Origin of the sequence: Hydrogenophaga sp., assembly GCF_031426985.1 — a bacterium.
In the GTDB taxonomy this organism is placed as follows: Bacteria; Pseudomonadota; Gammaproteobacteria; order Burkholderiales; family Burkholderiaceae_C; genus Hydrogenophaga.
Genome location: NZ_JASJOY010000092.1, coordinates 28,633 through 40,841, shown reverse-complemented (window position 1 = coordinate 40,841; position 12,209 = coordinate 28,633). Strand labels below are relative to the sequence as shown.

Genomic DNA, 12,209 nt, shown 5'->3' with positions numbered 1-12,209 from the left:
TCAGGATCACCGAATTGCGCTGGATCATGCCCATCAGCGCGATCACGCCCAGCAGCGCCACAAAACCGAACGGCCGCCCCAGCAGCAGCAGGGCTCCTGCCACGCCGGCCATGCCCAGCGGCCCGGTCAGGAACACCAGCAGCGAACGGCTGAAGCTCTGCAGCTGGAGCATGAGCAGGGTGAACACGATGAACAGCATGGCGGGCAGGCCGGCGGCGATGGACGACGAGCCCTTGCTGCTCTCCTCCACCGCGCCTGCGACCTCGACCCGGTAGCCGTTGAGGCCCTGGCTGCGCCAGCGGGCTTCGGCCTCGCGCAGCGCCGGCAGCAGCTCGCCGGTGACGGTGGCCCCCTGCAGGCCTTCGACCACGTCGCCCTGCACGGTGACCGCGTACTCGCGGTTTTCACGCCACATCACGCCGGGTTCCCAGTCGAACACCGGGCGCGCGATCTGCAGCAACGGGATGCTCTTGCCGCTGGCGGTGGGCAGGTTGGCGTTGGCCAGGCTGGTCAGCGCGTCGCGTTCGTTCAGCGGCTGGCGCAGCACGATGTCGATCAGCTTGTCGCCGTCGCGGTACTGGCCGATGGTGGAGCCGGCCAGCAAGGTGCGCGCGGCCTGGGCGATGGACTGGCTGGAGACGCCGAGTGCGCGCGCCTTGGCCTGGTCCACCTCCAGCCGCAAGGCCTTGACGGACTCGTTCCAGTTGTCGTTGACCCCGCGCATGTTGGGGCTGCGGCGCAGCGTGCCCTTGACCTCGTCGGCCAGGCCGCGCAGCACCACCGGGTCGGGGCCGACCACACGGAACTGCACCGGGTACGGCACCGGCGGGCCGTTGGCCAGCAGCTTGACGCGGCCCCGCACTTCGGGGAATTCGCTGGCCAGCAGCGCCGGAACCTGAAGGCGCAGCACCTCGCGGGCCTTGAGGTCCTGCGGCAGCAGGATCAGCTGCGACACGTTGCTCTGCGGAAAGATCTGGTCGATGGGCAGGTAGAAACGCGGCACACCCGAGCCCACCCAGGCCGTCACGCTGGTCGTGCCCGGCAGTTGCGCCAGGCGTTGCTCCACGCGGCGCGTCACCTCGTCGTTGGCGGCCATGCTGGCGCCTTCGGGCAGCCAGAGGTCGACCAGGATTTCCGGACGGCTCGAATCGGGAAAGAACTGCTGTTGCACCTTGCCCATGCCGGCCAGGCCGAGCACAAAGGTGGCGATGGTCAGGCCGATGGTGATCCAGCGGTGCTGCACGCACCAGTTCACCAGGGCGCGAAAGCGCACATAAAAGGGACCATCGAACACCTCGTGCGCCGGTCCCACGTGGGGTTTGACCTTGAGCAGCAACACCCCCAGGTAGGGCACGAACATCACGGCCACCACCCAGGAAATCAGCAGCGCCGCCGCCGTGACGCCGAAGATGGCGAAGGTGTACTCGCCCACGGTGGACTGGGCCATGCCGATGGGCAGGAAGCCGGCCGCGGTGATCAGCGTGCCGGTCAGCATGGGCATGGCGGTCGCCTCCCAGGTGAAGGTGGCCGCCTTCATCATGGTGTAGCCCTCTTCGAGTTTGCGCACCATCATTTCCACCGCGATGATGGCGTCGTCCACCAGCAGGCCCAGGGCGATGATCAGCGAGCCCAGCGAAATCTTGTGCAGGCCAATGCCCCAGTAGCGCATGACCAGGAAGGTGATGGCCAGCACCAGCGGGATGGTGATGAACACCACCAGGCCGGGCCGCACGTCCAGGATGTAGCGCCGCAGACCGCGCCCGCCTTCGCGCTTGTGCAGGCCCAGCGCCAGGAAGCTCACCGCCAGCACGATGAGCACGGCCTCGATGAGCACGCTGACGAACTCATTGACCGAGCGGCTCACGGCCTCCGGCTGGTCCTGCACCTGCACCAGCTGCATGCCGGCGGGCAAGGTGCGCTCAATGTCGGTCACCGCGATCTTCAGGGCCTTGCCCAGGGCGATGATGTCGCCGCCCTTGGCCATGGAGATGCCCAGGGCGATGCTGTCCCGCCCGTTGTGGCGCACCAGGGTCTGCGCCGGGTCGGCGTAGCCCAGGCCGATCCGAGCGATGTCGCCCAGCCGGATCTGTGTGCCGTTGGCCGCCCGGATGGGCATGGCACTCAGCTGCTCGACCGAGTTGAACGCCCCGCCCACGCGCACCTGCACCACGTCCTGCGGTGCCTGCACCGCGCCAGCGGACTCCAGCGCGTTCTGCTGCCCCAGCGCGGCCAGCACCTGCGACAGATCCAGCCCCAGCGTGGCCAGGCGCTTGTGCGAAATCTCGACGTAGAGTTTTTCGTCCTGCGCACCGAACAGCTCGACCTTGTTGACGTCCTTGACGCGCAGCAGGCGCTGGCGCACGTCGTCGGCCACGGCCTTGCGTTCGGCCGGTGTGAAGCCTTCGCCCTGCAGCGCATAGATGACGCCGAACACGTCGCCAAACTCGTCGTTGTAGAACGGCCCCACCACGCCCTGCGGCAGGGTGGCGCGCATGTCGCCGATCTTCTTGCGCACCGTGTACCAGATCTGCGGCACCTCGGCGGGCTTGGACGCATCCCGGATCTGGAAAATGATCAGCGTCTCACCGGGCTTGGAATAGCTGCGGATCTTGTCGGCGTAGGGCACTTCCTGCAGGGTTTTTTCCAGCCGGTCGGCCACCTGTTCCGACATCTGCTGCGCCGTGGCCCCGGGCCAGTAGGCCCGCACCACCATGGCGCGGAAGGTGAACGGTGGGTCCTCGTCCTGACCGAGCTGGAAGTAGGCGGCCACGCCCAGCAGCATCAGCACGATCATCAGGTAGCGCGTGAAGGCCTGGTGGTCCAGCGCCCACTGCGAGAGGTTCATGCGGGCGATCCAGGATGACGGCTCGCCCGCCTGGGCATGCGAAGGGTTGTTTTGCATGCCGTGCCTCAGTTCGCTGCTTTGGCCGCCGCCACGAAGCGGGTGACCTTCTGCCCCGCCGTCAGCACGTGCACGCCAGCGGCCACCACCTCTTCACCGGCCTTCAGACCCGAGGCCACCAGCATGTGATTGCCGTCGGCACCGGCCAGCTGCACCGTGCGCGGCTGCACCGTGCTCGTGGCGGGATCGAACACCCAGACCGCGGTGGCTCCCTGGGCGCCGGCCGCCCGCATCAGGGCGCTGGTGGGCAGCTGGATGGCCGCCGCACCGGTGGCGCTGCCGGCCAGGGCCACATAGGCCGTGGCCCCCAGGGGAATGGCACCGTCGGCCGGCAGGGCCAGCTTGACCTGGTAGGTGCGCGTGGCCGGGTCGGCACTGGCGGCCACTTCGCGCACGGTGCCGCTCAGCGGCGCGGCGGCCGGGCCGCCCTGGGCCGCCGCCCACAGGCGGACCTGCGCGGTGGTGCCCGGCTTCACGGTCGCCAGCCGGTCCTCGGGCACGGCAAACACCACGTCGCGCGCACCGTCGCGCGCCAAGCGCACCACCGGCGCGCCCGCGGCCACCACCTGCCCCACCTCGGCGTCGACCGCCACCACCACGCCGGCCGCATCGGCCAGCAGGCGGGCGTACCCGGCCTGATTGCCCTGCACGGCGCCCTGCGCGCGCGCCTGGCGCAGGCTGGCTTCGGCCGCGTCCAGTGCCGCCTGGCGGCGTTCCAGTTCGGCACCGCTGATGAACCCCTGCGCCTTGAGTTCCGAGAAGCGTTTGAAATCGGCCGCGGCCAGGTTGCGCTGGGTCTGCGCCGCGCTCACCTGGGCTTGGGCCGCCTGACTGGCCAGGCCCAGGTCGCTGGCGTCCAGCTGGGCCAGCAACTGGCCGGCCTGCACCCGCTGGCCCACCTCGGCCGGGCGCTGCACCAGCTTGCCGCCGACGCGAAAGCCCAGGCGGGACTCGACCCGCGCCCTCACCTCACCGGCGTATTCCTGCTGCGCGCCCACGGTGGACGCGTTCACCGTCATGAGCTTGACGGCGCGGATCGGCTCCTGCGGCGCTTCGGGTTTGGAACAGGCCGCCAGCAGCAGGGACAAGGTCGAAACCAGCAGGATGGAAGGGTGTTTCATGGCGTGATCAGGGGTGTGGCCGGCGAAGGCGGTGGCTGGGATGGACCCACAATAGGCGTCCGGCCCGGTGACCGGGGCACCCCGTAGAACGGGTCGCCCAGCACCGGCACGAATTAATGACCAACCGGTTATTAAGCAAAATTGTAGTGCAATCGAGCGTCCGCGCGCCGTCCGGCGTCGGCGCCACTGTGCCGCAGCCGGTGCCCTGCTCCGGGTCGCCACCGGCAAAACCTGCAACCCACCCACCGCTCATGACGCCCCACGGCCCCCATTCCCCGCCGCACTCGCCACCAGCCCTCTTGTCCGCCAGCGTGGGTCATTACGAGAATTTCCCGGTGGCGTCCTGGCTGTGCCCGCCAGCGCTGCGGCCCGCCGTGGTGGCCCTGTACCACTTTGCGCGCACGGCCGACGACCTGGCCGACGAAGGCGGGTTCAGCGCCGGTGAACGCCTGGCGCAACTGGCGGCGTATCGCCGTGCCTTGGACCACAGCCTGGCCGGCCAGACCGACGCCCAGGCCTGGCCCCAGGTGTTCGGCCCGCTGGCACAGGCCGCGCGCACGCACGCCCTGCCGGCACCACTGCTGCACGACCTGATCAGCGCCTTTGAACAGGACGTGCGCCACACCGCGGCCGGGCATGTGTACGCCGACACCCCCGAGCTGCTGGCCTACTGCCGCCTCTCGGCCAACCCGGTCGGGCGGCTGCTGCTGCACCTGTACGGCATCGGCGACGCACCCTCGCTGGCCCAGAGCGACGCGGTGTGCAGCGCGCTGCAGCTCATCAACTTCTGGCAGGACATCTCGGTGGACCACGCCCGCGGGCGCCACTACCTGCCCGCCGACGCGCTGGCCCGCCACGGCCTGGCGCTGGCCGACTTCAGCGGACCGGGCGCGCCCGCGGTGCAGGCGCGCTGCCAGGCGCTGGTGGCCGAGCTGTGCGCGCAGGCGCAGGCGCTGATGCAGCAAGGTGCCCCGCTGGCGCGGCGCATCCCGGGCCGGGCCGGCTGGGAACTGCGGCTGGTGGTCCAGGGCGGGCTGCGCATCCTGGAAAAAATCGCCGCCACCGGCCACCGCAGCTGGCTGCAGCGACCCACCGTGGGCAAGGCCGACGTACCCGTGCTGCTGTGGCGCGCGCTGGTGCGCTGAGGCGCGGTCCGCTCAGAGCGCGTCGCCCGGCAGGCTGAAGCCGAAGCTGGCGCCCTGCCCCGGCCGCGCCGTGGCCCAGACGCGGCCACCGTGGCATTCGACGATGCGCCGCACCATGGCCAGGCCCACACCCAGCCCGGGAGACGGCCCTCCCTGGGCGCGCTGGAACAGGCCGAACAGCTCGGCCGCCTTTTCGGGCTCGAAGCCCAGCCCGTTGTCGTGCACAAAGTAGGCGTGGCCGCCCGGCACCGCCTCGTAGCCGATCTCGATGCGCGGCTGGCCGTGGCTGCTGGCGTGGCGCCAGGCGTTGTCCAGCAGCTCCTGCCAGACGCGGCGCAGCAAGGGCGCGTCGGCCAGGGCGGGCGGCAGGTCGGGCGCAACGATGCAGGCCACGCGGGGGCCGCGGGTGCTCTCGTCCAGCCGCCGGATGACGGAACGCACCAGGTCGGTGGTGTTCACCTTCTGGACCTGCAGGTCCTCGGTCTGCAGCCGGGCCAGGGCCGAGACCGATTCCATCAGCTGCTGCAGCCGCCGGCTGGAGTCGAGCACCTTGTGCGCCAGGCGCGCGGCCTGCTCAGGCTGGCTGGCGTAGGCCGGCTCGCTCAACAACTGCGCGTAGCTGGCCACGTGGCGCAACGAGGTGCGCAGATCGTGTGCCAGTGCGTGGGCGATGTCGCGCAACGTCTGTTCGGCCGACGCCAGCCGGGCGGTCTGCGGCTCATCGGTCGTCAGCGGGTCGGTCAGGCCAGGCCCGGACGCGGGTGCCATGGGATCGGAGCGCAGTGCAAGCGGGTGCTGGAAATCGCGAGGAGATGGCATGAAAAAGAGTGCGTGAACGAATGCGAAAAGCCGCCTCCCAGGCGATACCGCAACACTAACGTCAGAGCGCATGCAAACCTTTGTACGCGCACGACATTCATTGCCACCTCGTCCCCATATCAGCACCGAATGTGACGGTGCTCGCAGTTTGCCCCTCAAGTCAACGGCGTCCTGTGGCAAACCGTCCGCATGCGCCCTCCCGGTTCCTCACGCCCGCCTCCGCCATCGCCTTCCCACCCGCCCCCGGCGCGCAGCGCTGCAGACCCCAGCGGCGTGCGAAAGACCACGAAACCCGCCGTTTCGGTTCTACAGATGCCCGCGTTCGCGCCGAATCCAGAAGAGCGGCGTGCTTCCGGCCGTCGCCCCGCCCGCAGCGAGGCCCACCCGGCCAGGCTGCGCCCCGCCTTGAGCGCCGCGCCCCCAGCCCTGCCCATGCCCCTCGCCCCAGCACCGTCCACCGACACCGTCCAACGCTGCCAGCTGTGCGCGGCGCGGCGGATCTGCCTGATCGGCCAGTTGCCCCGCGGCCAGCGGGAACGGCTGGACCCGATGCTGCACGAACGCGGGTTCCGCAAAGGCGAGCCCTTGCAGACCGAGGGCCTCGCACCCAGCGTGGTGCGCGCCGTCAAGCTGGGCACCGTCATGCTCACCCGCTGCGGGCCGGATGGCGCGCACCACCCGGTGGCCCTGGTCGGCCGCAGCCATCTGCTGGGCATGTGGGGCCTGCTGGACAAAACCACACTGGTCGGTGCGCAGGCGCTGTCGGCCGGGCGGATCTGCGAACTCCCGGTCGCCGCGCTGCGCCACACGCTGCACCAGGACGCGGCCCTGCTGGACCTGCTGCACCACCTGATGGCCAACGCCTTTGCCCGGCTGGCCGACTGGAGCCAGGTCATGCGCCTGCGCGGCCTGCCGCGCCAGCTGATGGCCACGCTGATGCTGCTGGCCCACGAACAGGGCACCCGCACGGTGCACCTGCCCAGCCAGGTGGCGCTGGCGGCGCTGCTGTGCACCTCGCGCGAATCGGTGGCACGCGCCCTGCGCCTGCTTGAAGACAACGGCCACCTGCACCGCGTGGACCGCTGGCACGGCGAACTCACCGGCACACACCGACAGGTGTTCTGACGCACAGCCAGGCCAACACCGCCCGCTGCCCCGCGGCGTGCGGGCCGCGCGGCCGGGCCGCGCACGCGCCGATCCACAGGCCGGCCGCTGTTTACACTCGGGCACCCCCGCCCGAGCCATGACGCCACAAGACTACGCCCAGCAGAAAGCCGCCGCCTCCGGCAGCAGCTTCTATTACGCCTTTCTCTTCTTGCCGCCGCCCCGGCGCGCCGCCATCACCGCTTTCTATGCCTTCTGCCGCGAGGTGGACGACGTGGTGGACGAGGTGCAGGACCTGGGCGTGGCGCAGACCAAGCTCGCCTGGTGGCGCCAGGAAGTGACCCAGGCCTGGGCCGGCCAGCCCAGCCACCCGGCGCTGCAGGCGCTCATGCCGCACGCGGCGGTCTACGGCATCGAGGCGCGGCACCTGCTGGCCGTGATCGACGGCTGCCAGATGGACCTGGACCAGAACCGCTACCTGGACTTCGCCAACCTGCAGCAGTACTGCCACCTGGTGGCCGGCGTGGTGGGTGAAGTGGCGGCGCGCATCTTCGGCCAGACCCTGCCGCAGACCACCGACTACGCCCACCGGCTCGGCCTGGCCTTCCAGCTGACCAACATCGTGCGCGACGTCGGCGAAGACGCGGCGCGCGGCCGCATCTACCTGCCTGTCAACGAGCTGCAGCGCTTCGACGTCAAGGCCCACGAGCTGGTCAAGCGCGGCGCCGCGCCGGGCATGGACACCGCCGACTTCGAACGCCGCTTCCTGGCCCTGATGCGCTTCCAGTGCGAGCGGGCGCTGGGCCTGTACGACGAAGCCCTGGCCCTGCTGCCCGAAGCTGACCGCCGAGCGCAAAAGCCGGGGCTGATGATGGCGAGCATCTACCGCACCCTGCTGCGGGAAATCCAGGCCGAGCCGCTGCTCGTGCTGACCCGGCGCGTGAGCCTGACGCCGCTGCGCAAGTTCTGGCTGGCCTGGAAGGTGCAGGCCCTGGGTCGTCTATGACGACCGTATTGCTGCCGGGCCGCCTCCAGTCGACACCACCCCTTTGGGGCACAGCGGTGGAGCGTGGGGGCCAACGGGCCAGCCGCCGGGCCGCCCCAAGGCTGGCCCAGCCCCCGAGGGGCTTGGTGCCGCGGCTCCAGACGTGCCTGCGCACGTCTGGACGGAACCAAGTGGCGCTGACTCTGGCAGCGCCCTGTTCAGCGACCCGCGCAGCGGTGGAGCGTGGGGGCCTCATTTCATGAGGGTCGGCGTGGTCGGTGGTGGCTGGGCCGGCATGGCGGCCGCGCTCACCGCCGCCGAGGCCGGGGCCGACGTCACCGTGTTCGAGGCCAGCCGCGTGCTCGGGGGCCGCGCGCGCGCGCTGCCCGTGCCGCTGCCCGACGGGCGCACGCTCACGCTGGACAACGGCCAGCACATCCTGATCGGCGCCTACCGCCAGACGCTGGCGCTGATGCAGACCGTGGGCGTGGACCCGGCCACCGCGCTGCTGCGCCTGCCGCTGGGCCTGCCGCACCCCGATGGCAGTGGCCTGGTGACGCCGGCCTGGGCGGCGCACATGCCGCCTCCGCTGGACGCGCTGGCGGCCATCGCCACCGCCCGCGGCTGGACCTGGGGCGACCGGCTGGCCCTGCTGCGCGCCGCGCTGGGCTGGCGCCTGCACGGTTTTGTGGCCCGCCCCGGCCAGACGGTGGCCCAGCTGTGCGCCGACCTGCCCCCGCGGGTGGTGAATGAACTGATCGAGCCGCTGTGCGTGTCGGCCCTGAACACCCCGGGCGACCAGGCCAGCGCGCAGGTGTTCCTGAACGTGATGCGCGACGCGCTGTTCGGCCAGGGCCACCCCGGCATGGGCCCGGCCCACCTGCTGCTGCCGCGCACCGACCTCTCGGCCCTGATGCCGCAGGCCGCCGCGCGCTGGCTGCGCTCGCACCACGGCGGCCGCAGCCGCGTGCGGCTGGGCGCGCGGGTGGGGGCGCTGCAGTGCCGCCCCGGCGGCTGGCTGTTGCTGGGCGTGCAGGACGGCGAGGTGTTCGAAGCCCCGTTCGACCACCTGGTCTGGGCCACCGCGGCCGGCCCCGCGGCCCAGGCGATGAACCAGGCCGCCGCCCTGGCGCGTGGCGCGCACGACGACGACACGGCCACCGCGCTGGGCGACTGGGCGCGGCTGGCCGCCGCCCTGCCCTACACCGCCATCACCACCGTGTACGCGCTGGCCACCGGCCAGCACCTGGCGGCGCCCATGCTGGCGCTGCACAGCGGCCCCGAAGCCCCGGCCCAGTTCGCCTTTGACCGCGGGCAACTGCAGCCCGACGACCCGTCCTCGCAAGGCGTGCTGGCCTTCGTGGTCAGCGCCAGCGACGGCGAGCGCGAAGCCGTGCAGGCCGCGGTGCTGCGCCAGGCCACCGACCAGCTGGGCCTGCGGGGGCTGCGGCCGCTCAAGACCGTGGTGGAAAAACGCGCCACCTTCGCCTGCACACCGGGCCTGCAGCGCCCGGCGGCGGCCATCGCCCACGGCCTGTGGGCGGCGGGCGATTACGTCGACGGCCCCTACCCCGCCACCCTCGAAGGCGCGGTGCGCAGCGGCATCGCCGCGGTGAGTCTCTGAGCGCCGGGCTTGCGCCGCGCCGCCGGGCGCGCGCAAGATGGCTTGGTCATCGTCGCCCTCCGAGGTGCTGCCCATGCCCACCCTCAGCCTGTCCCCCGAACAACTGCGCCTGACCATCGACCCGGCGGCGCTGGCCTTTGCCGACACCAGCGAACTGCTGGGCCAGCCCCTGCCCTGGATCGGCCAGGAGCGGGCCGAGAAGGCGGCGCGTTTTGGCCTGGCCATGGACCAGCCGGACTACCACCTGTTCGTGCTGGGCGAGGTGGGCAGCGGCCGCGCCTCGCTGCTGCGCCAGCTGGCCCAGACACTGGCGGCCGACCGGCCGGTGCCGCCCGACCTGTGTTACCTGCACCACTTCGACGCCCCCGAGCGCCCACGCGCCCTGCGCATGCCGGCCGGCCAGGGGCGCGAGCTGCGCCAGCTGATGGCCCAGCTGGTGCGCTTCGTGCAAACGGAAATCCCGCAACGCCTGGGCAGCGAAGACTTCAAGGCCGAGAGCGACCGGCTGCAAAGCGCCTACCGCAACGAAGAAGCCAAGGCCTATGCCGAACTGGATGCGTTTGCCGACGCGCGCGGCTTCAACCTCTACCGCGAAGCCGGCCACCTGGTGTTCACCCTGATCGGCGAGCAGGGCAGCGCCCTGACCGAGACCGAAGCGCGCGCGCTGTCCAAGGATCGGCGCGCCGAGATCGACCTGGCCGAACAGGCCCTGCGCGAAGAGATCAGCCGCTTCCTGGACAAGACGCGCCCCATGCTGCGGGTGATGAACGAGGGCCTGGCCTCGCTGCGCCGCCAGGTCATCAAACCGATGCTGGACCACGAGCTGCAGGCCATGCGCGTGCGGCTGAAAAAACAGATCAAGGACTCGGTCAAGCTGGGCAGCTACCTCGACCAGGTCGAACACGACCTGCTCGAACACATCGAACTCTTCGTGCCGCAGGACAGCGACGACGAGGTGCGGCAGGAGGCGCTGGCCCAGCTGCTGCTGGGCTACCGCGTCAACCTGGTCGTGGACAACGCGGGGCGCACCGGCGCGCCGGTGATCGTGGAAGACAACCCGGTGTTCCACAACCTGTTCGGCCGCATCGAGTACCAGGCCGACGAGGACGTGATGATGACGGACTTCCACCGCGTGCGCGCCGGCAGCCTGCTGCGCGCGCACGGCGGTTTTCTGCTGTTGCACCTGCGCGACCTGGTGACCGACGAGCAGGTGTGGGAGAAGCTGCGCCGCTTCATGCGCTCGGGCCGGGTGCAGATCGAGGAGCCGGGCAGCTCGCTCATGCCCATGGCGGCGGTGTCGCTGCAGCCCGAGGCTGTGGACGTGGAGACCAAGCTCATCCTGGTCGGCTCGATCGAGGACTACTACGCGCTGCAGGAGGCCGACCCGGAGTTCGCACGCCATTTCCGCGTCAAGGTGGACTTTGCCGAGAGCTTTCCGGCCACGGCCGAGACCCGCGCGGCCAGCGCCGTGTTCGTGGCCCACACCTGCGCCCGCCTGGGTCTGCCGCACCTGAGCGCCGCGGCGGTGGCGCGGTTGCTGGAAGACGCGCACCGCGAGGTGGACGACCAGGCGCGCCAGAGCGCCATCTTCGCGCGCACCGAGGCGCTGGTGGCCGAGAGCGCCGCGCTGTGCCGCGCGCGCCAGGGCACCCGGGTGGAGGTCGACGACGTGGACGCGGCCCTGGCCGCCCGTCGCCTGCGGCACGACTACCCGGAGCAGCGCCTGCGCGAGTCCATCGCCGAGGGCGAGCGCCTGATCAGCCTGCAGGGCTCGCGGGTCGGGCAGATCAACGGCCTGACGCAGATCGACCTGGGCGACTGGCGCTTTGGCCTGCCGGTGCGCGTGAGCGCGCGCACCCACGCCGGCACCAAGGGCCTGCTCAACATCGAGCGCGAAGTGGAGATGTCGGGCCCCATCCACGACAAGGGGGTGCTGATCCTGCACAGCTACCTGACCGGGCTGTTCGGCCACCTCACACCGCTGGCGCTGAACGCGTCCATCGTCTTCGAGCAGGAATACCACGGGGTCGAAGGCGACTCGGCCTCGTGCGCCGAACTGTTCGCGCTGCTGTCCTCGCTCTCGGGCGTGCCGCTGCGCCAGGGCATCGCCGTGACCGGTGCGCTCAACCAGCACGGCGAGGTGCTGCCGGTGGGCGGCGTGAACGAAAAGATCGAGGGCTGGTTCCGCGTCTGCGCGGCGGCGGGGCTGGACGGTCAGCAAGGGGTGCTGCTGCCGCAGCGCAACCTGCGCCACCTGATGCTCGACCGCGAGGTGGTGGACGCGGTGGCCGCGGGCCGGTTCCACATCCACACCGCGGCCCACGCGGAAGAAGGCCTGGCCCTGCTCACCGGCGTGGCCACGGGCCTGGGCGAGCCGCCAGCCCCCGGCACGCCCTACCCCGCCGACAGCGTGCTGGGCCGCTGCGAACAAACCCTGCGCGCCTACCGCGAAGCCTGCCAGCAGGCCACCGCCAGCCCGCGGCGGCGGCGCCCGCGCAGCTGATGGCGG

Annotated in this window: 8 protein-coding genes; 5 read left to right on the top strand and 3 right to left on the bottom strand. The window is 71.2% G+C overall.

All coding sequences use genetic code 11. The features are described 5' to 3' along the window. The coding region (locus RMP09_RS11980; RefSeq protein WP_310566196.1) for an efflux RND transporter permease subunit at positions 1 to 2,902 on the bottom strand (2,902 nt) is incomplete at its 3' end. 8 nt (positions 2,903 to 2,910) lie between these two features. Further along, on the bottom strand, positions 2,911 to 4,023 hold the full coding sequence (locus RMP09_RS11975; RefSeq protein ID WP_310566195.1) for an efflux RND transporter periplasmic adaptor subunit: 1,113 nt from the start codon (positions 4,021 to 4,023) through the stop codon (positions 2,911 to 2,913). Positions 4,024 to 4,274: 251 nt separating this feature from the next. Here RMP09_RS11975 and hpnC point away from each other — a divergent pair, with 251 nt between their 5' ends. Beyond that, positions 4,275 to 5,168, top strand: coding sequence for a squalene synthase HpnC (gene hpnC / locus RMP09_RS11970; protein WP_310566194.1), 894 nt, complete (start codon positions 4,275 to 4,277; stop codon positions 5,166 to 5,168). 12 nt (positions 5,169 to 5,180) lie between these two features. Here hpnC and RMP09_RS11965 read toward each other — a convergent pair whose 3' ends face one another. After that, positions 5,181 to 5,987, bottom strand: coding sequence for an ATP-binding protein (locus RMP09_RS11965; protein ID WP_310566193.1), 807 nt, complete (start codon positions 5,985 to 5,987; stop codon positions 5,181 to 5,183). Positions 5,988 to 6,419: 432 nt separating this feature from the next. Here RMP09_RS11965 and RMP09_RS11960 point away from each other — a divergent pair, with 432 nt between their 5' ends. The 4 genes from RMP09_RS11960 (at position 6,420) to RMP09_RS11945 (ending at position 12,203) form a co-directional block, all read left to right on the top strand. After that, the gene (locus tag RMP09_RS11960; RefSeq protein ID WP_310566192.1) at positions 6,420 to 7,112 is read left to right on the top strand and encodes a Crp/Fnr family transcriptional regulator; all 693 of its coding nucleotides are present in this window, start codon (positions 6,420 to 6,422) and stop codon (positions 7,110 to 7,112) included. Between the two features lie 118 nt (positions 7,113 to 7,230). Continuing rightward, entirely contained in the window at positions 7,231 to 8,097 is an 867-nt protein-coding gene (gene hpnD, locus RMP09_RS11955; RefSeq protein ID WP_310566191.1) for a presqualene diphosphate synthase HpnD, read from the top strand. A gap of 238 nt (positions 8,098 to 8,335) precedes the next feature. Beyond that, positions 8,336 to 9,700 (top strand): hydroxysqualene dehydroxylase HpnE, encoded by a 1,365-nt coding sequence (gene hpnE, locus RMP09_RS11950; protein ID WP_310566190.1) that lies wholly within the window; start codon positions 8,336 to 8,338, stop codon positions 9,698 to 9,700. 73 nt (positions 9,701 to 9,773) lie between these two features. Beyond that, positions 9,774 to 12,203, top strand: coding sequence for an ATP-binding protein (locus tag RMP09_RS11945; protein ID WP_310566189.1), 2,430 nt, complete (start codon positions 9,774 to 9,776; stop codon positions 12,201 to 12,203). Positions 12,204 to 12,209 lie beyond the last annotated feature (6 nt).

Excerpts from the sequence above, each read along its gene's own strand:
- hpnD (WP_310566191.1), top strand. The coding sequence starts at position 7,231 with ATGACGCCACAAGACTACGCCCAGCAGAAAGCCGCCGCCTCCGGCAGC.
- RMP09_RS11945 (WP_310566189.1), top strand. The coding sequence starts at position 9,774 with ATGCCCACCCTCAGCCTGTCCCCCGAACAACTGCGCCTGACCATCGAC.
- hpnE (WP_310566190.1), top strand. The coding sequence starts at position 8,336 with ATGAGGGTCGGCGTGGTCGGTGGTGGCTGGGCCGGCATGGCGGCCGCG.
- hpnC (WP_310566194.1), top strand. The coding sequence starts at position 4,275 with ATGACGCCCCACGGCCCCCATTCCCCGCCGCACTCGCCACCAGCCCTC.
- RMP09_RS11965 (WP_310566193.1), bottom strand. The coding sequence starts at position 5,987 with ATGCCATCTCCTCGCGATTTCCAGCACCCGCTTGCACTGCGCTCCGAT.
- RMP09_RS11960 (WP_310566192.1), top strand. The coding sequence starts at position 6,420 with ATGCCCCTCGCCCCAGCACCGTCCACCGACACCGTCCAACGCTGCCAG.
- RMP09_RS11975 (WP_310566195.1), bottom strand. The coding sequence starts at position 4,023 with ATGAAACACCCTTCCATCCTGCTGGTTTCGACCTTGTCCCTGCTGCTG.